We start from the raw sequence: 20740 nt of genomic DNA on the forward strand, positions 1-20740 counted from the left end.
CGTGCTACGGGAGCGGGCGGCCGACCGTGTGGCCTCCGATCCACCGGGTCAGACCGGTGAGGTGACCAGGCGCCGGGCGGGTCCCGATGGCCGTGTGGATGCGGTGGTCGGCGTCGGGGAACACCTCTGTGGTCAGCGTTGCCCGGGGGTGGCGGCCGGGGCCGCAGGCCGCGGTGGCGAACCGGTGGATGCTCTCGGCGACGGGTACCAGCGGGTCCGCGCCGCCGAAGACCGCCAGGTGGGGGCAGCGCAGACGCGGCGTGTCCGAGAGCGGATCATGGTCCTGCTTGCGTTTGAGGAACTCCCAGAGGCGCTCGTCCACGCCGGCCCAGTAGTCGCCCAACCAGGCCGCCCGGCCCGCGGATTCGACCAGACGCGCCGCCTCCGCGAAGTCCGCGTCCCTGCGGCCCACTTCGACGAGGCGGTCGAAAAGGGCCAGGGAACCGTCGATGTCGACGTCCGGCCGTGCTCGTCGCCGCTCACGCAGGGCGCGGGACAGCGCGTGGCGTTCCTGGGCTGCCGGAGTCACCCCCGGACAACTGTTGGTGATCACCCAGGACGGGCCGTCCCGGGCAGTGGTGGCCGCGCGCAGCACGACCCAGCCGCCCTCGCTGTGGCCGAACAGGCCCACCGCCTCCGGCCGTACGCCGGGTTGCGCGCGGAGGAAGTCCAGCGCGGCGACCGCGTCGGCCGCCAGGTCGTCCAGGGTCGCGTCGCGCCACTCGCCGGACGATCCGCCGACACCGCGCTTGTCGTAGGACAACACGGCGAGACCGGCGTCCACGAGGTGTCTGCGGATCGGCGGAAAGTACGTGTCGTTGTGCCGGTCCGACGGCCCGGACCCACCGACCATGACCACACCCGCCGAGGCACAGCCGGCCGGCGACGCGCCCGCCGTGATCAGGCCTGCCGTGGTCCCGTCCGCCGTAGCCGCGTCGGCGGCGGTTGCACCCCTCAGGAACACGTCCGCCCCAGCGACGCCCGGCACCGTCAGTGAGCCGGCCAGACGCACCGGCCCACTCGGGAAAGCGACCTCACGTGGGACCGGATCCCCCGGCATCGGGCCCTCCTCCTCGTCGCGGCGGCGCGAACTCCCCCACACGGGCAACACACCTTTCCGTTCCCCCGATTTAACCTACGACCCCTTAACAAGTCCCTCTCTACGCGCGTAACTTGAGCCGACTCCCCCACACCGTCATCGGCCGTACACGACGTACGAGGAGACCCCCAGCGTGTCCAGACCCGTAGGAAACAGATCCCGCCGTGCCGCGTACGCGCTCACATCCGTGGGCGTCGCGAGCGCGTTCGCCGTCACCTCGCTGCCCGCCGCCTACGCCACGCCGTCCGCCACCGCGGTGATCTCCGAGGTGTACGGCGGTGGCGGGAACTCGGGGGCGACCCTGACCCGGGACTTCGTCGAGCTGGGCAACGCGGGCTCGGCGGCCTATGACCTGGCCGGGTACAGCGTGCAGTACCTGCCGGGCGCGCCGTCGGCTTCCTCGCTGTGGCAGGTGACCACGCTGAGCGGGGCCGTCGCGCCCGGCGGGCGTTTCCTCGTCGCCGAGGCCGCCGGGACCGGAGGGAGCACCGCGCTGCCCACCGCCGACGCCACCGGGTCCGTCGCCATGAGCGCCACCAGCGGCACCGTCGCGCTCGTCTCCGGCACCACCGCCTTGACGTGCAGGACCGCCGCCGACTGCGCCGCCGACAGCCGGATCGTCGACCTCGTCGGCTACGGCAGCGCTCTCGTACGGGAGGGCAGCGGGCCTGCCAGCGGGTCCTCCAACACCGCCGCCGTCGCCCGGGGCGCCGCGCTGGGCGACAGCGACGACAACGCCGCCGATCTCACGGCCGGGACGCCCTCGCCCGTCAACTCCGCCGGACAGACGCCCGGTTCAGGAGACGGCGGGGACGGTGGGGACGGCAGTAGCGATCCCACCACGCCCGGCGCCGTCCGCGTCCACGACATCCAGGGCACCACCCGGCTCTCCCCGCTCGCCGGGCAGACCGTCAGCCGGGTGCCGGGCGTCGTCACCGGGGTGCGGGCCTCCGGGTCCAAGGGGTACTGGATCCAGGACCCCACGGCGGACGCCGACCCCCGCACCAGCGAGGGCGTGTTCGTGTACACCGGCTCCGCCACGCCCACCGTCGCCGTCGGGGACTCGGTGCTGGTCGACGGCAAGGTCAGCGAGTACTACCCCAGCAGCACCAGCCAGTCGGTCACCGAGCTCACCGCGCCCACCACGACCGTGCTGTCCGGCGGCGACGCGCTGCCCGCCGCCGTCGCCCTGAACGCCGCCGACGTGCCCGACGCGTACATCCCCACCGCCGGAGGCGGCAGCATCGAGTCGCTCGCCCTCGAACCGGGCGTGTACGCCCAGGACTTCTACGAGGCGGCGGAGGGGATGCGGGTCGCCTTCTCCGACGCCCGTGTCGTCGGCGCGAGCGACGCGTACGGCGAGCTGTGGGTGACCGTCAAGCCGGACGAGGACGCCACACCCCGCGGCGGGACCCTCTACTCGTCCTACGACCGGCCGAACACCGGCCGCCTGGAGGTCATGTCGCTCGACAGCGCCTCCGCCTTCCCCAGCGCCGACGTCGGTGACGAACTGTCCGGCACGACCACCGGGCCGCTCGACTACTCCACCTACGGCGGCTACAACGTCCAGGCCACGCGACTCGGCACCCTGGTCGACAACGGGCTGAAGCAGGAAGTGACCCGCCGGCAGAAGGGCCACGAGCTCGCGGTCGCCACGTACAACGTGGAGAACCTGGACGCGCTGGACGCCCAGGAGAAGATCGACCGGCTCGCCCACGGTGTCGCCGTCAACCTCAACTCCCCGGACGTCGTCGCCCTGGAGGAGATCCAGGACGACAACGGCGCCACCGACGACGGCACCGTCACCTCCGAGGCCACCCTGAAGCGGTTCACCGACGCCATCCGCGCCGCCGGCGGCCCCCGCTACCGGTGGCGCTACATCGCCCCCACCGACGACCAGGACGGCGGCGAGCCCGGCGGCAACATCCGTCAGGTCTTCCTCTTCAACCCCGAGCGGGTCTCCTTCGCCGACCGGGCCGGCGGTGACGCCGTCACGGCCACCGGCGTGGTGAAGACCAGGAAGGGCGCGAGGCTCACCGCCTCCCCCGGTCGCATCGACCCGGCCTCCGACGCCTGGGACAACAGCCGCAAGCCGCTGGTCGGCGAGTTCGTCTTCCACGGCGAGACGGTCTTCGTGATCGCCAACCACTTCACCTCCAAGGGCGGCGACCAGCCCCTGCACGGCCGCTACCAGCCGCCGTCGCGCAGCTCCGAGACCCAGCGCCAGGCACAGGCGGCCGAGGTGAACTCGTTCGTCAAGTCCCTGCTCGCGGCGGACAAGAACGCCAGGACGGTGGTGCTCGGCGACCTCAACGACTACGAGTTCTCCCGGACCGTCACCACCCTCACGGACGGCAAGGTCCTCAAGCCGCTGATCAGCACCCTGCCGGCCGCGGAGCGCTACACCTACGTCTACGACGGCAACTCGCAGACCCTGGACCACATCCTGACGAGCCCGGCCGTCACGCACTACGACTACGACGTGGTGCACATCAACGCCGAGTTCGCCGACCAGGCCAGCGATCACGACCCGCAGGTCGTACGGATCGACGTCAGCCGGTGCCGCAAGGACTGACCGCGGAGCAGGAGAACGGCGGAGCGGGTGCGGGCGGGTGCGGGCCCGGGTTACGCGTACAGGCCCCCGCCCGCCTCGTCCTCGAAGACCTCCGGCCAGTACCGCCGGCCGTCGTCCGTGGGGACGGCCGCAACCGGGGTCGGGTCGCAGGCGACCGGGTCGACGGCGGCCAGGGTGCGGGACATCGTCTCGGCGAGCTGGTCGTAGGCCTCGGTCAGCCGGTGCACCGCGTCCAGGGCCCGCTCACGGCGTATCAGCCAGAGGGTGAACGCCAGCGTCGAGATGTCGGCGTTGAGCGGGCGCAGGCCGAGGTCCGGCTCGCTCCAGCTCAGCACCGCGCCGGTGGCGCCGTCGACGACCAGGCTGGTGTCCTCGAGGAGATGGCCCAGGCGGATCAGCCGGTCGGCGTTCGCGGGCAGCAGCTCCTCGGTGAGGACGCCGGCGCGGTCGTCCGCGTAGTACTCGGCGAGGGTCTGCAGCGGCATGTCCGTCTCCAGCGAGAACCAGACGACCTGCTCCGGCAGGCCCACCTCGCGCAGGAAGCGGCGGGTCGGGGCGTGCGTGAGTGCCCTCGGGCAGTCGACGTCCTCGAACCGGACGACCTCGCCGGAGCCGAACTCCTCGTCCAGGAGACGGACCGGCAGATCCAGGGCCAGGCCGGACGCCGTGCCCGGGCCCGCCACCAGGGCCAGCGGGCGGATCACCGCGGCCAGCTTCCAGAAGGGGCCGGACGCGCCGCCCGTGTCCTTCGCGCCCTCCTCGAAGACGGCCAGCAGCTGCCGTGACGCCTCCGCCACCGCCTTCGGCCCGAGCCGGCTCGCGTAGCAGGCGAACTGGCCGCGCAGCGCCGCCAGTTCGTCCACCGCCGTCGCGTAGCGCACCAGCTTCTCCAGGGAGGGCGCGAGCGGGCGGAGGTCCATCAGGTCGGGGCGGTCGTGCAGGAAGTAGGTCGTGGAGATCTCGCCCGTCATGCCGTCGAGCAGGACGGACTCCGTCTCACGGCCGTCGGCGCCCAGGAGCCCGCCTATCACCAGCCGGTCACGCAGCTCCGCCGCCAGACGGCCGCCGGGGTCGCCCGTGGAGTCACCCACCGTGCGCAGGCCGTCCGTGCGCAGCGCCTCGAACGTCAGCAGGCCGCCGTCGCCCGGGGTCGCGGGCAGGCCGGGGCCGGTGAGCCAGCGGCGCGTCGGCGCATGCGTGACGTGAGGGAAGAGCTCGTCCTCGGTGAAGGTGATCGTCGTCGTGGCGGTGGTGGTCCTGGTCGTGCCCATCGGGTCCCCCGTGCGGAAAGTTGCGTGCGCCGTCCCACTGCTCCGCAGCCTATGCGGCACCACTGACAACGGCGCTGACCAGCGACTGCACCCAGCACACCTGTCACCGGTCCCGCACTGACAGACGTCGGGGCGGCCTCGCGAGTTCCCTTTTCGGCCCGATCGGCCCGATCACCTCTCAGGTGAGGTACACACCGCCGAGCACCACGACCACCGCCGCCACCACGAACAGCAGGATCCAGCCCAGCAGCCTGCCCACGCCGGGCGCGGGTTCGAACCGCTGCGCGTCCGAGCCCGGATCCGAGCCCGAGTCCGATTCCGGGCCCGCAGGTGCGTCCGGCGCCGGCTGCCGCTCGCTCACCGGTCCGTCACCACGGCCGCCTGCGGCCTTATCGGCAGCCGGTTCACCGGGCGGCCCGTGGCGGCCCGCACGGCGGAGGCGATCGCCGCGGGCGAGGTCACCACCGGGACCGCGCTGGCGGCCTTCGCGCCGAACGGGGCGACCACATCGCGTTCCTCGACCAGCTTGACGATCCGGATGTCCGGGGCGTCCAGAGCCGTGGGCAGCGCGTAACCGGTGAGGTCGGGGTGGCGGAGCAGGCCCCTCGGCGTGCGGAGGTTCTCGGTGAGCGCGATGCCGACCCCCTGCGTCACACCGGCCTCGATGCGCGCGGTGAGCTGCGCCGGGTTGAGGATCCGGCCGACGTCCTGGGCGACCGCGAGTTCGACGACCCGGACCGAGCCCAGCTCGATGTCGACGTCCACGACCGCGCGGATCGCGCAGAAGGCGAGGCCTACGAAGGCGTCGCCCTGGCCTGCCGCGTCCAGCGGCTCGGTCGGGTGCGGGCGGCACTGGGCCGTCGCCCACAGCTCCTTGCCGTGCATCTCCTCCATGACGGTCGTCGACAGAACGCCGTCGTACGAGGTGATCTTGCCGTCCGTGATCTGGAGCAGCTCCGTGGACATGCCGAACTTGTGCGCCAGGGGCTGGAGCAACTGCGTGCGGACCATCTTCGCCGCGCGCTCCACGGCGCCGCCCGACACCCACGTGTGCCGGCCGCGGCAGCCGGGGCCCGCGGGCGGCTGGTCGGTGTCGACGGGGGCCACGTGGACCTCGTCCACGCCCAGCGTCTCCTGGACGATCTGGCGGGCCAGCGTCGTGAAGCCCTGCCCCGTCTCCACCGCCGCGCACAGCACCGTCGCGACGCCGTCCTGGACCTTCACGGTCGCCGTGGAGACCTCGTCGGCGCCCTCCGCGCCCAGCATGTGCACCATGCCGAGCCCGTAGCCGACGCCCCGGCGCACCGCACCGGGTTCGCCCGCGCCCTCGGGGCCGCCGGGCAGCAGCCAGTCGTCCTCCGGCGTGTCCTTGGGGAGCGCCGGGAGGGGGAACTCCCGGACGGCCTGGAGGAGTTCGGCCACGGGGGCCGGGCAGGTCACCGTCTGGCCGGTCGGCAGGACGTCCCCGGTCGCCATGGCGTTGCGCAGCCGCAGCTCCGCCGGGTCGACGCCGAGCTTCTTGGCCAGCTTGTCCATCTGCGCCTCGTAGGCGGCGCAGACCTGCATCGCGCCCTCGCCGCGCACATGGCCCGACGGCGGGTTGTTCGTGCGGACCGCCCAGCCCTCGATGAAGGCGTTCGGGACGACGTAGGGGCCGCAGGCGAAGGAGACGGCGGCGGCCAGGGCCTCGGCGGAGGTGTCGGCGTACGCGCCGGCGTCCAGCAGGATCTGGGCCTCGACCTTCACCAGCCGGCCGTCGGCGTCGGCGTGGTGACGGTAGCGCAGCAGCGTCGGGTGTCTGTGGGCGTGGCCGAGGAAGGACTCCTCGCGCGTGGCCGTGAGTTTCACCGGGCAGCCGGTCTTCAGCGCGAGCAGGCCGAGCGGGAGCTGGAAGCCCTGGTCCTCGCGGTCGGCGGTGGCGCCGGGCACCCCGGTGACGACGATCTTCACGCGCTCGGGTTCGAGGCCGTAGCAGGCGGCGGCGGTGTCCCGGTCGGTGTGCGGGTCGGTGGAGGCGAGGTAGAGCTCCACACCGCCGTCGGGACGGGGCACCGCGAGGCCGGCCTCGGCGCCGATCGGGGCGGGATCCGCGCGGCCGATACGGTACTGGCCCTCGACGACGACGTCGCCGGCCGCGGACGGGTCGCCGTGGTGCAGCGGGATGTGCCGGATCAGGTTGCCGTCGGGGTGCAGCGCCTGCGCCTCGAAGGCCTGCTCCGGGTCGATCACCGGCTCGAGCACCTCGTACTCGACGATGACGGCCGCGGCGGCCATCCGCGCGGTGTCCGGGTGGTCGGCGGCGACGGCCGCGATGGGCTCGCCGTGGTGGCGTACGACGTCGGACGCGAACACCGGACGGTCGGCCCTGCCGCGACCGTGCAGGGCGCGGCCGGGGACGTCCTCGTGGGTGACGACGGCCCGGACGCCGGGCATCTCCCGCGCGTGTGACGTGTCGATGGACACGATCCGCGCGTGCGGGTGCGGCGAGCGCAGCACGGCCGCCCACAGCAGGCCCTCGGCCCACAGGTCGGCGGCGTACGGGAAGGTGCCCTCCGTCTTGGCGCGCGCGTCGGCGGGCTGCAGGGAGGCGCCGAGCCCGTGCGGGATCGGCTCGGGTGCCGGGGCGGCATCCACGGGGGTCGTCGTGGTGACCGTCTCGTTGCTCACGCCTGGCCTCCGTCCTGGCCCTGTCCGTACGCCGGGTCGTGCGGGTGGGGCTGTGCAGGGTTCTCGAACGCCGACGGGTGGACGCCTCCGGCGCCCGGGCCCGCCTGGTGCGGAATACGTGCCTCGTCGCCGTCCGTCTCGGCGTCCGCGGCGGCGGTCGCCTCCCGCTCGGCCACGACGTCCTGGACGGCGCGCAGGACGCCCCGGTAGCCGGAGCAGCGGCACAGGTTGCCGCACAGGGCCTGGCGGGCCTCGAGTTCGGTGGGGGCCGGGTTGCCCTCCAGCAGGTCGTGCACGGTCATCGCCATGCCGGGCACGCAGAAGCCGCACTGCACGGCACCGCACCGGGCGAGCGCCCGCTGCACGTCCGAGGCCTGGCCGTCGACGGCCAGGCCCTCGACGGTGCGGATCTCGCTGCCGGCGGTGGTGACGGCCGGGACCAGGCAGGAGGCGACGAGCCGCCCGTCCACCTGGACGTTGCAGGCCCCGCACTCGCCCTGCGAGCAGCCGTCCTTGGCGCCCGCGAGGCCGAGCCGCTCGCGCAGGACGTAGAGCAGCGACTCGCCGATCCAGGCGTCGGTGACGGGGCGGTCGGAGCCGTTGACGCGCAGCACGTAGCCGGCGAGGGGGTGTTCCTCGTGGAACGGCGCCGGGGCGTCGTCCGTCTCGTCCGCGGGCCCGTCGGACCCAGCCGGCTCGGCGGCCTCGGCGGACCGGGGCGGGGCGGTGTCGGGAGCGGCGTGGGCCTCGGGATCCCGAGGGGCGTCCGCGTCGGCGGACCGGTCCTCCGACGCCTCGGCCGGGCCGTGCGCGGCTCCGTGCGGGGGCGCGGGTTCCACGGGCGGTCGCGCGGGCCCGTGGGAGGCCTCAGCGGGCTCGTCAGCGGCCTCGTGGGCGTAGTCGGTCTCGCCGGACGCCTCGGCGGTCCCCTCGGCCTCAGCGGCCCGCTGGGCGTCCCGCCCGGCGGTCTCCGCAGGCCCGCTCGGTGCCACCGTGTACGCCTCGGCGGAGATTTCCGGGGCGTAGGTCCCGTTCGGGTGCGCGTGCTGCCCGGTGTACTCGGCGGGGTGCTCGGCGGCGGGGTGGTGCCGGTCGGGTTCCCCGCCCATCGGGCCGCGCTCCGGCGCCTGCCCGAACGCGGACTCCTCGGTCGCCGGCCGCACGGCCGTGTGCGCCTCGTCGGTGCGCTGCCCCCACGCCTGGTCCGTCACACCGTGGTCCGTGACACCGTGGTCCGCCGGGCCTGCCGGTTCCGTCGCCCAGGGCGCGGACGCGCCGCCGGGCAGGGTGGACGGGGGCGTGCCGCCCCACTGCTCGACCAGGGACGAGGTGGTGAACTCGCCCGACTCGTCGGGCAGGTCGCCGCCCGCGACGGGGATCGACCACTGGCCCGTCACGTCGTGGCCGGGCGCCGGCCGCGGTGCGCCCGACTCGCCGGAGGTGTCCTCGAAGGCCCACTGGCCGGTCGCGCCGGGGTGGTAGGTGAACCGGTCGTCGCCGACCGTCTGCGGGGTGTCCTGCGCGACGGGCCAGTCGGAGCCGCCGGCCGGGGCGGCCCAGGGTCCGGTGCCGTCCGTGGGGGGCGCCACCGCTATCTGCGGCGGCACGTACCCATGGCCCGGCGCGGCGAGGGGACTGTCGCCGCGGGCGGCCAGGAAGGCGTCGATGCCGCCCTCGGGGAGCTTCACGAAGGCGGTCGCGCCGTCGTCGTAGTCCCCCTGGGGCAGCGGGTCCCAGCGGCCGCCGCCCTGCGGCGCGCCCCGGCCCTGCCCGTCTTCCTGTCCGTGTCCGGGTCCGTGCTGGTCGTCGCTCACGACAGCGCCCTCCCCAGTGCTCGTCGGGCCAGCGCGGCGACAGTGCGCCGCAGGTGCAGTACGGCGGGCGGAAGTTCCGGTACGGAGCCGTCCACGTCCGGCACCGGGTCGGGGATGCAGGCGGCGGCGACGTACTCCCCGAAGGCGGTCAGCGCCTCGGGGACGATGGCGCGGGCGTTGTCCCAGTCGATGAGCCGGGCGACCCACTGCTCGGCCTCCAGCGGCCGCAGCGGCATCGGCGCTATGGCCCCGACGGCGCACCTGACGCCCCGCCGGGCGGGGTCGAGGACCAGCGCCACGGAGGCCACCGCACGGCCCGGACCGGTGCGGCCGGTCGCCTTCAGGAAGATCTGCGGGGCATGCAGCAGCGGCACGCGCACGTACCCGATGAGTTCGCCGCCGCGCAGCATCTCCATGCCGGCGAGCAGGTGCGACACCGGCATCTCACGGCGGGCTCCGCCCGGGCCCGCGATGATCAGGGTCGCCTCCAGCGCGGCCAGCACGGGCAGCGCGTCGCCCGTGGGAGCGGCCGAGGCGATGTTGCCGCCGAGGGTGCCCGCGTTGCGGATCTGCGGCGGGCCCGCGGCGCGCGCGGCCGCGGCGAGCGCCGGGATCAGGGCGGCGAAGTCGGGGCGGCCCATCCGCGCGTGGGTGAGTCCGGCGCCGAGCAGCGCGTGGCCGTCCTGGTACTGCCAGCCGCGGATCTCGCTGATGCGGCCGAGGCCGACCAGGCCGGTGGGCCTGAGCTGCCCCGAGTTGACGGCGGCCATCAGGTCGGTGCCGCCGGCCACCGGGACGGCGGCGGGCATGGCGGCCAGCGCCGCCACGGCCTCGTCCAGCGTCGTGGGCAGGGTGACGGCCTGCCCCGCCTGCGGTGCGTGCGTGGTCAAAACCGGCTGCCCCTTCCCGCTGCCCCACCTGGTCCCACCTGTGCTGCCGTACGGTACGTGCTGACAGGGCGGACGTGGCAACTCTGGCACATCTTCGCAACACCCGAACGCGGGGGTCCGCTAGGAGGCATTCGCCCACCTCATCGGGGAGATGGTCCGTTTTCGTACGGCATCGCCGGTGCGCGTGAATTGCCACTCTTCGGTGAGCATGCCGGGGTTTATCCAGGACGTACGGCATCACCGGTTCGGGGGTGGGCCGTCGATCGGGCGCCCCAGGACGCCCGGGCGCCGCTGCCACGGCCTGGGCCCGGTGGGCGGACGGTAGCCGACGCCCAGCGCGTCGAGCCGTTCGTAGTGGGCCTCCATCCGCCGCTCGAAGTCGGCGAAGTCCCGCTCCGCCGGGGCGGGCAGGACACTCCAGGCGACCTCGGCGAAGGCGGCGAGCCGGGGGAAGGCCTGGTAGTCCACGCGCGCGTGGTCCTCCATCACCTCGGTCCACAGGTTGGCCTGCGTGCCGAGCACGTGCCCCGCCTCCTTCGGTGTGAGCTCCTCGGGAACGGGTTCGAACCGGTAGACGTCCTCCAGGGTGCGCACGAACCCGATCGGCACCGGCTCGTCCGCTCCGCCGTCCTGCCGGTGGTCCAGGTACACCTGCTGCTCGGGGCACATCACGACGTCGTGCCCGGCTCGCGCGGCGGCGATCCCGCCCGCGTAGCCACGCCAGGACGACACGGCCGCCCCGTCCGCGAGCCCGCCCTCCAGGATCTCGTCCCAGCCGATGAGCCGGCGCCCGCGCGCGGAGAGCCATGTGTCGAAGTGCCGGACGAACCAGGACTGGAGCTCGTCCTCGTCGGCGAGGCCGAGTTCCCCGATGCGGGCCTGCGCGGCAGGCGACCGCCGCCACTGGTCCTTGAGGCATTCGTCACCCCCGACGTGGATGAACTCCGAGGGGAACAGCTCCAGCACTTCCTCGAAGACGCCCTCGTAGAAGCGCAGGGTGTCGTCGGTGGGGGCGAGTACGTGGGGACTGATCCCCCAGTCGTCCCACACGGAGAGGGCGGCGCCCCCGTCGGCGGACGCGGGGACGACGTCGGTGTTGCCGAGTTCCGGATAGGCGGCGATCGCGGCCTGCGAGTGGCCGGGGACGTCGATTTCCGGGACCACGGTGATATGCCGCTCGGCGGCGTAGGCGACGATCTCCCGGATGTCGTCCCGCGTGTAGAAGCCACCGTGCGGCTTCTCCTCCCACAGCGGTGAGGCCCGGTGGCCGAATTTCGTGCGGGTCCGCCAGGAACCGACCTCGGTCAGCCGGGGGTACCGCTCGATCTCGATGCGCCAGCCCTGGTCGTCCGTCAGGTGGAAGTGGAAGACGTTGAGTTTGTGCGCCGCCATCAGGTCCAGGTAGCGCAGGACGCCGTCCTTGGGCATGAAGTGGCGGGCGACGTCGAGCATCAGGCCGCGCCAGCGGAAGCGGGGGGCGTCCTCGATGATCTGGTGCGGGACGCCGTAGGTGATCCCGGGCCGCACGGGGGCGCGCCGGAACGCGTGCCGGCCGAGCAGCTGACGCAGCGTCTGCGCGCCCCAGAAGACACCGGCCGGGCTTCCGCCGAGGATCTCGATGCCCCGGGTGGCGACGACGCTCAGCCGGTACGCCTCCGGCTCCATCGTGTCGTCCAGACACAGCCGCACGGAGTCGCGGGCGCCCTGCGGCCCGGGACGCAGGGGCACCCCGAAGGCCGCGCCCAGGGTGGCGCGCAGCCAGCGTTCGGTGCCCTCCGTGCCGGGCGCGGCCCACACGGTGGTGTGCTCGTCGATGTCGACACCGCAGCGCTTGGGGCCCTCCACGGCACGCGGCGCGGGGACGAGGTCGACGAGGTCGAATGCAGAAGTCACATCAGTCCTTTACCGCTCCGCCCAGCCCGGAGACCAGCCGTCGCTGTACGAGTACGAAGAACACCAGAACCGGAATCGTCATGACCGTGGAACCCGCCATCACCCCGCCCCAGTCGGGGTCGTCCGGCTCGTAGAAGACCAGCAGGGCCATCGGCAGCGTCGACTGCGAGGTGTCGCTGATGATGAAGGACTTGGCGAACAGGAAGTCGTTCCAGGCGGAGATGAAGGAAAACACGCTCGTGGCCACCAGACCCGGCAGGACGAGCGGGAAAAGGATCTGCCACATAAAGCGCGTACGGCTCGCCCCGTCGAGGTACGCGGCCTCCTCCAGCGCTTCCGGAACCGCTTTCACGAACCCTCTCAGCATCCAGATCGCGAAGGGCAGTGAGAAAGCGATGTGCGGCAGGATCAGGGAGCCCAGGGTGTTCAGCTGGCCGAAGTCCCGCATGAGGAAGAACAACGGGATCGTCAGCGCCTCCACGGGCACCATCTGGGCCACCAGGAACATGATCAGCAGGGTGGTGCGGAAGCGGAACCGGAACCGGGTCACGGCGGTCGCGGCGAGAAACGCGATCACTCCGGAGGCGATCACCACCGCACCCGCCACGACCAGGCTGTTGAGGAAGTAGCGGCCGAATTCCTGCTGCCCGAAGACGCGCCGGAAGGAATCCAGGGAGGGTGCGAGCGTCCACGGCCGTGGCTCGCTCGAGCGGATCTCCCCGGCCGGTTTGAAGGCGCCCAGCACCATCCAGTACAGCGGGAAGGCGACGACCACCGCGACCAGCAGCGCGCAGGCCTCGGCGGCGAACCGCCATGGACGGGCCACCGCGCCCCGCACAGAACGCACGCTTCCGCGTTTCGCGACTCCTCTCACAGTTCCTCCCCCTGTCGGCGCAGCAGCCGCAGATAGACCAGCGTGACGGCGAGCAGGATCAGCAGCATCACGACGCCGATCGCCGCTCCCAGGCCGTACTGCGAGGAGGCGAAGGCCTGTTGGTAGGCGTAGACGTTCAGGACGAGGTTCTGCCCGGCGATGCCGCCCCCGTTGGTCATCACGTAGATCTGGGTGAAGACCTTGAAGTCCCAGATGACCGACTGGATGGTGACGACCACGAGGATCGGGCGGAGCATCGGGGCCAGCACGGACCGCCAGATCCGCCACTGCGAGGCGCCGTCCAGCGCCGCCGCCTCCAGGACCTCGGACGGCACGGAACGGATCCCGGCGTAGACGGTGACCATCACGAACGGGAAGGAACACCAGACCACTTCGAGCAGGACGAGGAGGAAGGCGCTGAGGCGGCCGTACGTCCACGAGTGGTCGCCGAGGCCCAGCAGCCGGTTCACCGGACCGAAGTCGGGGTCGAACAGGAAGAGCCAGACCGTGGAGCCGGTGACCGCGGGGGTCGCCCAGGCGCCCATCGCGGCCAGCATCAGCGCCAGCCGCGGCACGGCACGCACGCGCGTGAGGAGCACGGCGAGTGCGCAGCCGACGGCCAGGGTGGAGACCACACAGGCCGTCGCGAAGACGACCGTCGACAGGAGCACCTGCCAGAACCGGTCGTCGGAGAAGACGTCCGCGTAGTTGCCGAAGCCCCGGAAGGCGGTGGGCTCCCCGCCGCTGACCTGGGCCTGGGTGTAGCGGAAGAGCGAGATCAGGCCGAGCTGGTAGACGGGGTAGGCGAGCAGCGCGGCGAGGACGACGAGCGCGGGCGCGAGGTAGAGCCAGGGCGCCGTCTGCCGCCGCCCCCTCCGCCCTGCCGAGGGGCGCGAGGCGGTATCGGATGTGCGGCCACCGCCGCGTGGGCGCGACCGGACTGCTGCGGCCCGCGGTCGCCCACGGACCTCGGCGGTTGAGCTGTCGGGTGTCATGGGCGTCACCCGGCGGAGCCGAACGCGGCGTCCATCTTCTTCGCGGCCTCCGCCGAGGCCGCGGCCACGTCCTTCCTGCCGCTGACGATCTCCTGGAACATCGTCGGCAGGACGAGGGAGGAGTCGATCTGCGACCACGCGGGCGACGCGGGCACGAACTCGGTCCCGGCGGCCAGGGTCTGCACGAAGGGCTTCACGAAGGGCTCCTTCGCGGCGGCCTGGTCCCGGACGTCCGTGAAGGTGGGCAGGAAGCCCATCGCGTCGAACAGCGCGGCCTGGGTCTTCTTCGAGGCGAGGGCCTCCATCAGCTGGACGGCGAGGGTGCGGTGCGAGGTGCTCTTCAGCACGCCGATGTTGTTGCCGCCCGCGAAGGCCGGGGCGATCGAGCCGGGCGTCACACCCGGCAGCGGTACGACGGCGTACTCGCCCTTCACCTTGCCGGCCTCCACGGCCGTGTGGCTGAAGTCGCCGCCGATCGCCATCCCGGCCTTGCCCGCGGCGAAGGCGGTGACGGTGTCGTTGCCGCCCATGCCCGCGCACTTGGCGGCGGGACAGTTGTCGTCCGAGAAGAGCGACGTGTACGCGGCGATGCCCTTCCGGGCGGCCGCGCTGTCGATGCCGGAGGCGTAGGAGCCGCTCTTTCCGGTGGCGAGTTCACCGCCGTTGGCCCATACGAAGGGCATCGCGCCGTAGGTGTAGGCGCCACCGACCACCAGGCCGTACAGATCGGGCTCGGCGGCCCGGATCTTCCGGGCGGTGGCCGCCAGCTCGGCCATGGTCCTCGGGACTGCCAGCCCCAGCTCCTCGAACACGTCCGTGCGGTAGTACAGGGCGCGGACGCCGACGTAGAAGGGCGCGCCGTAGAGCTTGCCGTCGACGGTGACCGACTGCTTGGCCGTGGGGTCGGTCGCCTTGGCCTCGCTCCAGTCGGCGAAGTCCTCGGTGACGTCCAGGAGTCCGCCGTCGTGGACGTATCCGGCCGTGTCGGTGTTGCCGTACTCGATGACGTCGGGAGCGGACTTCGGGTCGTTGAAGGCGGCCTTGACGCGCTGGGCGCGGGTTTCGACGGGGATGTACTCGACGTCGACCTTCGCACCCTCGTGGGCCTTCTCGAAGGCGGTGACGGCGGCGTCGACGACCTGTTCCTTGGGCTGGTTGCCGACCTCCTGGAAGAGCCAGACGCGCAGGGTGCCCGTCTTGTCGTCCGTGTCGGAAGAGGAGTTGCCGGATGTCTGGGGGGCGCAGGCGGTGACGACCAGGGCGGCGGCCGTGAGCACGGCCAGTCGGGTGGGGAGCTTCATGGCGCGATCCTCCGAGCGTTGCAACATATGCAATGACTGTTTCGCTCTGCACAACACACCGGAGGCTATGGACTGGAGGAACGCGCCGACAAGAGGTCTCCACCACTCTGTGACCACCTGACGCACCCCGTGCAACGACAAAGACGGCGCAAGGCGACACAAGGCCCCCGGGGCGCGTGGTGACGCGCCCCGGGGGCCTCGGGAAAGCTGCTGAGTCCTGCGGCTACTTCTTGTCGCCGCCCTTGCCCTTGTCGTCCCCGCCACCGGCCATGGACTCGAAGATCTCCTTGCACATGGGGCAGACGGGGTACTTCTTCGGGTCGCGGCCGGGCACCCAGACCTTGCCGCACAGCGCCACGACGGGCGTCCCGTCGAGGGCGCTCGCCATGATCTTGTCCTTCTGGACGTAGTGGGCGTAGCGCTCGTGGTCCCCGTCGCCGTGCGACACCTGCGGCGTCGGCTCTACGAGGGTTCCCGTCCCAGTGCCTCGCTGGGGCTGGGTCTCAGGCTCAAGAGTGCTCATGACGCCAAGGGTACTGAAGCCGCGTACCGAAGCTCACACCCGTCAGTTGAGCGAGGCGTCGTCCGGATAGGTCGCCACCATCGCGAGTTCGCTGCGCTGGCGGCGCAGCACCTCGCGCCAGAGTCTCTCGGGGGACGGCGAGGACACGTCACCCGGTTCGGACTCCACGACGTACCAGGCGCCCTCCTCCAGCTCGTCCTCCAGCTGACCCGGGCCCCAGCCGGCATATCCGGCGAAGATCCGCAGGGAGCCGAGGGCCGAGGCCAGGAGTTCCGGTGGGGCCTCCAGGTCGACGAGACCGATCGCGCCGTGCACCCGGCGCCAGCCGATCGGGGTGCCGTTGACGGTCGTGCCACCCGGGATGACGGCGATGCCGAGGGCCGAGTCGAGGGAGACCGGGCCGCCCTGGAAGACGACGCCGGGTTCACCGGTGAGATCCGCCCAGCCCTCCAGGATGTCGCTCACGCCCACCGGAGTGGGCCGGTTGAGGACGACACCGAGGGAGCCCTCCTCGTCGTGGTCGAGAAGGAGCACCACCGCACGGTCGAAGTTCGGGTCCGCCAGGGCGGGCGTTGCCACGAGCAGCCGCCCCGTGAGCGAGGACACCTCGGTCATGCCAGACATGATCCCGCATCTTCCCGTGAAGTGGGGAGGCAACCCGGGCACCGGGGGCGCGCACGGGTGCGGTCCGGGCGCACAGGCCCGCGCGGCGGTCGGCGGTGACCCCATGTGCCCGGTGGGGAACGGTTCGTGTTGTGACACAGCTATGACGCACCTGGGCGGTCCCTGGGCTTACGGGACAGGGGTCGGCGGCGATTACTCTGTCTCATCTGGCCCTGCCCCCGACATCAACGGCCCTTGCCCCATCCACCATCCATGGAACGCGAGATACATGACCGTCAACGGCTCTGACGACGTACTGCTTGTCCACGGCGGCACCCCGCTCGAGGGCGAGATCCGTGTCCGCGGTGCGAAGAACCTCGTACCCAAGGCCATGGTCGCCGCCCTGCTGGGCAGTGAGCCGAGTCGGCTGCGCAATGTTCCGGACATCCGTGACGTGCGGGTCGTACGCGGCCTGCTCCAGCTGCACGGTGTGACGGTCCGGCCGGGCGAGGAGCCGGGCGAGCTGGTGCTCGACCCGACCTACGTGGAGAGCGCGAACGTCGCCGACATCGACGCCCACGCGGGTTCGAGCCGGATCCCGATCCTGTTCTGCGGCCCGCTGCTGCACCGCCTCGGCCACGCGTTCATCCCGGGCCTGGGCGGCTGCGACATCGGCGGCCGGCCCATCGACTTCCACTTCGACGTGCTGCGGCAGTTCGGCGCGAAGATCGAGAAGCGGGAGGACGGCCAGTACCTGGAGGCCCCGCAGCGGCTGCGCGGCACCAAGATCGTGCTGCCGTACCCCTCCGTCGGCGCGACCGAGCAGGTGCTGCTGACCGCCGTCCTGGCGGAGGGCGTCACCGAGCTCTCGAACGCGGCCGTGGAGCCGGAGATCGAGGATCTCATCTGCGTGCTCCAGAAGATGGGCGCCATCATCGCGATGGACACCGACCGCACGATCCGCATCACCGGTGTCGACAAGCTCGGCGGCTACAACCACGCCGCCCTGTCCGACCGCCTGGAGGCCGCCTCCTGGGCGTCCGCGGCGCTGGCGACCGAGGGCAACATCTACGTCCGCGGCGCCCAGCAGCGCTCGATGATGACGTTCCTGAACACCTACCGCAAGGTGGGCGGCGCGTTCGAGATCGACGACGAGGGCATCCGCTTCTGGCACCCGGGCGGCCAGCTGAAGTCCATCGCGCTGGAGACGGACGTCCACCCCGGTTTCCAGACCGACTGGCAGCAGCCGCTGGTCGTCGCGCTGACGCAGGCCACCGGCCTCTCGATCATCCATGAGACGGTCTACGAGTCCCGTCTGGGCTTCACCTCCGCGCTCAACCAGATGGGCGCCCACATCCAGCTGTACCGCGAGTGCCTCGGCGGCTCGAACTGCCGCTTCGGGCAGCGCAACTTCCTGCACTCCGCGGTCGTGTCGGGCCCCACGAAGCTCCAGGGCGCCGACCTGGTCATCCCCGACCTCCGCGGCGGCTTCTCGTACCTGATCGCCGCTCTCGCGGCCCAGGGCACCTCCCGGGTGCACGGCATCGACCTGATCAACCGCGGCTACGAGAACTTCATGGAGAAGCTCGTGGAGCTGGGCGCGAAGGTCGAGCTCCCGGGCAAAGCACTGGGCTGACCCCCACCGCCTCACCCCGGCCCGGAGAAGCGACCCGGCCGGGGGTCCGGGGGGGCGCGCCCGGGCAGACACGGCGGCAGCACGGAGAAGGCAGCCCGGAGAGGCTCGTGGAGCTGGGCCCGGAGGTCCGGCTCCCGGGCGGAGCACTGGCCCGGAACCCCTCGGCGCGGGCCGGTGGAACCGGCCCGGCCGGCGCTCGAGGGCGTGCGTGAGGGCACAACGATGGGGCGGCACCCGGAATCCGGGTGCCGCCCCATCACGTTGCCTACACCGCGTACACCGTCCGGTGAGGTGTAGACGGCAAGGTCACTTGCCCTTTGCCGCTTCCTTGAGCTTCGAGCCCGCGGAGACCTTGACGCTGTAGCCGGCCGGGATCTGGATCGGGTCACCGGTCTGCGGGTTGCGGGCGGTGCGAGCGGCACGGTGGGTGCGCTCGAAGGTCAGGAAGCCGGGGATCGTGACCTTCTCGTCGCCCTTGGAGACGATGTCGCCGACGACCTCGGCGAACGCGGCCAGCACTGCGTCGGCGTCCTTGCGGGTCACCTCGGCGCGGTCGGCCAGCGCGGCCACCAGCTCACTGCGGTTCATGTTGTTACTCCCGTGTTCTTCTTGCCGTTGCGGCGTGCCACGCGGCGGAGCCGCATGTTGGGCACAGCGAAAGTCGATGTGCACGCGCCCAGAGACGCATCCTGCCCCTACCAGCGGCGCGAAAGCCAATCCGGCACCCGCACGGAGTCGTGAGACAACCCTTGGGAGTCACACGAAGGACGGTTGGGTCGGGCGCAACCCTAGAGGGCTGTCGACGGCGCGAGGTTCCGCGACGCGCCGTTGCGGGGGCCGCCGTGGCGATCCTCACAGCCCCCGCATACCCGGCGGCGCCGAGATCATGGCGCCGATCTCGGGCTTGTGCCGATCCCGGGCTTACGAGGCCGACGCTCCCGCCGCCTTCGCGGCCTCCCGCACCGCACCCGCCACGGCGCCGGCGACCTTGTCGTTGAAGACGCTGGGGATGATGTAGTTCGCGTTGAGCTCGTCGTCGCTCACGACGTCCGCGAGGGCCTTCGCGGCCGCGAGCATCATCTCGGTGTTGACGGTGCGGGACTGCGCGTCCAGCAGGCCGCGGAAGACGCCCGGGAAGACCAGCACGTTGTTGATCTGGTTGGGGAAGTCGGAGCGGCCGGTGGCCACGACGGCGGCCGTCTGACGGGCGATCGCCGGGTCGACCTCGGGGTCCGGATTCGCGAGCGCGAACACGATCGCGTCGTCGGCCATGGCGGCCACGTCGTCGCCGCCGAGGACGTTCGGGGCGGAGACGCCGATGAAGACGTCCGCGCCGCGCACGGCCTCCTTCAGGGTGCCGGTGAGGCCCTCGGGGTTGGTGTTGTCGGCGATCCAGCACAGCGCCGAGTCCGGGGCCGCGTCGACCAGGTCCGCGCGGTCCGCGTGGACGACGCCGTGGATGTCGGCGACGACCGCGTTCTTCACGCCGGCCGCCAGCAGCAGCTTGAGGATGGCGGTACCGGCCGCGCCGGCGCCGGACATGACGACCCGCACGTCTCCGATGCCCTTGTTCACGACACGCAGGGCGTTCGTGAGGGACGCGAGGACGACGATCGCGGTGCCGTGCTGGTCGTCGTGGAAGACGGGGATGTCGAGGGCCTCGCGCAGCCGGGCCTCGATCTCGAAGCAGCGGGGGGCGGAGATGTCCTCGAGGTTGATGCCCGCGAAGCCGGGGGCGATGGCCTTGACGATCTCGACGATCGCGTCGGTGTCCTGGGTGTCCAGGCACAGCGGCCAGGCGTCGATGCCGGCGAACCGCTTGAAGAGGGCCGCCTTGCCCTCCATGACCGGCAGCGCGGCCATCGGGCCGATGTTGCCGAGGCCCAGCACGGCCGAGCCGTCCGTCACGACCGCAACGGAGTTGCGCTTGATGGTGAGGCGGCGGGCGTCCTCGGGGTTCTCGGCGATCGCCATGCAGACGCGGGCCACGCCCGGCGTGTAGATCATCGAGAGGTCGTCACGGTTGCGGATGGGGTGCTTGGACGCCATCTCGATCTTGCCGCCGAGGTGCATCAGGAACGTACGGTCGGAGACCTTGCCGAGGGTGACGCCCTCGATGCCGCGCAGCTGCTCGACGATCTCGTCGGCGTGGGCGGTGGAGGTGGCGGCGATGGTGACGTCGATCCGGAGCTTCTCGTGACCGGACGCGGTGACGTCGAGGCCGGTCACCGAGCCTCCGTGGGACTCCACGGCCGTGGTGATCTGGGAGACCGCCGTTCCGCTGGCGGGCACCTCCAGACGGACCGTGATCGAGTAGGAGACGCTGGGCGCCGTTGCCATGGCCGACTTCCTCTGCACTGCTGGGTGGCGGGATTGCCGTCCGATCGTCGCACCTACCGACGAGTACGTGAAAGCCGCCCCGGGTTGCGATCGTTTTGTTCTCAATCAAGTCGGTGCAGGCGCCGGAGAAGGCAACGAGAGAGGCCCACATCGCAGTGATGTGGGCCTCTCTCCCGTTCATGACACCGGCCCGCCATGCTCGCCTCGCGGCAAGTGGTCGCTCGTAGCGACGAAGGTTGGGCCCGGGGGCTTGGATCGA

Annotated in this window: 16 protein-coding genes; 2 read left to right on the forward strand and 14 right to left on the reverse strand. The window is 72.0% G+C overall.

What is annotated here, in order from left to right; translation table 11 throughout:
- Positions 1 to 4: 4 nt before the first annotated feature.
- Positions 5 to 964, reverse strand: coding sequence for an alpha/beta hydrolase family protein (locus tag QF030_RS17435; protein ID WP_307163604.1), 960 nt, complete (start codon positions 962 to 964; stop codon positions 5 to 7).
- Positions 965 to 1286: 322 nt separating this feature from the next.
- Between QF030_RS17435 and QF030_RS17440 the strand changes: the two genes are divergently transcribed.
- Positions 1287 to 3674 (forward strand): lamin tail domain-containing protein, encoded by a 2388-nt coding sequence (locus QF030_RS17440; protein ID WP_307167599.1) that lies wholly within the window; start codon positions 1287 to 1289, stop codon positions 3672 to 3674.
- A 50-nt stretch (positions 3675 to 3724) separates the two neighbouring features.
- Here QF030_RS17440 and QF030_RS17445 read toward each other — a convergent pair whose 3' ends face one another.
- The 11 genes from QF030_RS17445 to QF030_RS17495 all read right to left on the reverse strand — a co-directional run bounded on the left by QF030_RS17445 (position 3725) and on the right by QF030_RS17495 (position 16517).
- Positions 3725 to 4945, reverse strand: coding sequence for an SUKH-4 family immunity protein (locus QF030_RS17445; RefSeq protein ID WP_307163605.1), 1221 nt, complete (start codon positions 4943 to 4945; stop codon positions 3725 to 3727).
- A 178-nt stretch (positions 4946 to 5123) separates the two neighbouring features.
- Positions 5124 to 5306, reverse strand: a complete 183-nt coding sequence (locus QF030_RS17450) for a hypothetical protein (protein ID WP_307163606.1) — start codon at positions 5304 to 5306, stop codon at positions 5124 to 5126.
- Positions 5303 to 7612, reverse strand: coding sequence for a xanthine dehydrogenase family protein molybdopterin-binding subunit (locus tag QF030_RS17455; protein ID WP_307163607.1), 2310 nt, complete (start codon positions 7610 to 7612; stop codon positions 5303 to 5305). The genes QF030_RS17450 and QF030_RS17455 overlap by 4 nt, the downstream gene beginning before the upstream one ends.
- Positions 7609 to 9426 (reverse strand): 2Fe-2S iron-sulfur cluster-binding protein, encoded by a 1818-nt coding sequence (locus QF030_RS17460; protein WP_307163608.1) that lies wholly within the window; start codon positions 9424 to 9426, stop codon positions 7609 to 7611. The genes QF030_RS17455 and QF030_RS17460 overlap by 4 nt, the downstream gene beginning before the upstream one ends.
- Positions 9423 to 10316 carry an FAD binding domain-containing protein gene (locus QF030_RS17465; RefSeq protein WP_307163609.1) on the reverse strand — a complete coding sequence of 298 codons (894 nt, stop codon included), beginning with the start codon at positions 10314 to 10316 and terminating at the stop codon, positions 9423 to 9425. Before QF030_RS17465 ends, QF030_RS17460 begins: the two co-directional genes overlap by 4 nt.
- 237 nt (positions 10317 to 10553) lie before the next feature.
- Positions 10554 to 12209 (reverse strand): beta-N-acetylhexosaminidase, encoded by a 1656-nt coding sequence (locus QF030_RS17470; RefSeq protein ID WP_307163610.1) that lies wholly within the window; start codon positions 12207 to 12209, stop codon positions 10554 to 10556.
- Between the two features lies 1 nt (position 12210).
- Entirely contained in the window at positions 12211 to 13056 is an 846-nt protein-coding gene (locus tag QF030_RS17475; RefSeq protein ID WP_307163611.1) for a carbohydrate ABC transporter permease, read from the reverse strand.
- 23 nt (positions 13057 to 13079) lie between these two features.
- Positions 13080 to 14078, reverse strand: a complete 999-nt coding sequence (locus QF030_RS17480; protein ID WP_307163612.1) for a carbohydrate ABC transporter permease — start codon at positions 14076 to 14078, stop codon at positions 13080 to 13082.
- Positions 14079 to 14083: 5 nt separating this feature from the next.
- Positions 14084 to 15379 (reverse strand): extracellular solute-binding protein, encoded by a 1296-nt coding sequence (locus QF030_RS17485; protein WP_307163613.1) that lies wholly within the window; start codon positions 15377 to 15379, stop codon positions 14084 to 14086.
- Between the two features lie 223 nt (positions 15380 to 15602).
- The gene (locus tag QF030_RS17490) at positions 15603 to 15902 is read right to left on the reverse strand and encodes a DUF3039 domain-containing protein (protein ID WP_078616040.1); all 300 of its coding nucleotides are present in this window, start codon (positions 15900 to 15902) and stop codon (positions 15603 to 15605) included.
- A gap of 42 nt (positions 15903 to 15944) precedes the next feature.
- Entirely contained in the window at positions 15945 to 16517 is a 573-nt protein-coding gene (locus QF030_RS17495; protein WP_307167600.1) for a YqgE/AlgH family protein, read from the reverse strand.
- A 277-nt stretch (positions 16518 to 16794) separates the two neighbouring features.
- Between QF030_RS17495 and murA the strand changes: the two genes are divergently transcribed.
- Positions 16795 to 18141: a UDP-N-acetylglucosamine 1-carboxyvinyltransferase gene (murA, locus tag QF030_RS17500; RefSeq protein WP_307163614.1), complete on the forward strand. Its 1347-nt coding sequence runs from the start codon at positions 16795 to 16797 to the stop codon at positions 18139 to 18141.
- A gap of 306 nt (positions 18142 to 18447) precedes the next feature.
- On the opposite strand, the gene QF030_RS17505 is transcribed toward murA, so the two are convergent.
- Both QF030_RS17505 and QF030_RS17510 read right to left on the reverse strand, forming a co-directional pair.
- Positions 18448 to 18729, reverse strand: coding sequence for an HU family DNA-binding protein (locus tag QF030_RS17505; protein ID WP_004000874.1), 282 nt, complete (start codon positions 18727 to 18729; stop codon positions 18448 to 18450).
- Positions 18730 to 19062: 333 nt separating this feature from the next.
- Positions 19063 to 20481: an NAD-dependent malic enzyme gene (locus QF030_RS17510; RefSeq protein ID WP_307163615.1), complete on the reverse strand. Its 1419-nt coding sequence runs from the start codon at positions 20479 to 20481 to the stop codon at positions 19063 to 19065.
- Between the last annotated feature and the right edge of the window lie 259 nt (positions 20482 to 20740).

The organism is Streptomyces rishiriensis (genome assembly GCF_030815485.1).
Taxonomy (GTDB): Bacteria; Actinomycetota; Actinomycetes; order Streptomycetales; family Streptomycetaceae; genus Streptomyces; species Streptomyces rishiriensis_A.

Coding starts and splice junctions, on each gene's coding strand:
- QF030_RS17445 (WP_307163605.1), bottom strand. CDS start 4,945: ATGGGCACGACCAGGACCACCACCGCCACGACGACGATCACCTTCACC.
- QF030_RS17480 (WP_307163612.1), bottom strand. CDS start 14,078: ATGACACCCGACAGCTCAACCGCCGAGGTCCGTGGGCGACCGCGGGCC.
- QF030_RS17485 (WP_307163613.1), bottom strand. CDS start 15,379: ATGAAGCTCCCCACCCGACTGGCCGTGCTCACGGCCGCCGCCCTGGTC.
- QF030_RS17490 (WP_078616040.1), bottom strand. CDS start 15,902: ATGAGCACTCTTGAGCCTGAGACCCAGCCCCAGCGAGGCACTGGGACG.
- QF030_RS17495 (WP_307167600.1), bottom strand. CDS start 16,517: ATGACCGAGGTGTCCTCGCTCACGGGGCGGCTGCTCGTGGCAACGCCC.
- murA (WP_307163614.1), top strand. CDS start 16,795: ATGACCGTCAACGGCTCTGACGACGTACTGCTTGTCCACGGCGGCACC.
- QF030_RS17505 (WP_004000874.1), bottom strand. CDS start 18,729: ATGAACCGCAGTGAGCTGGTGGCCGCGCTGGCCGACCGCGCCGAGGTG.
- QF030_RS17510 (WP_307163615.1), bottom strand. CDS start 20,481: ATGGCAACGGCGCCCAGCGTCTCCTACTCGATCACGGTCCGTCTGGAG.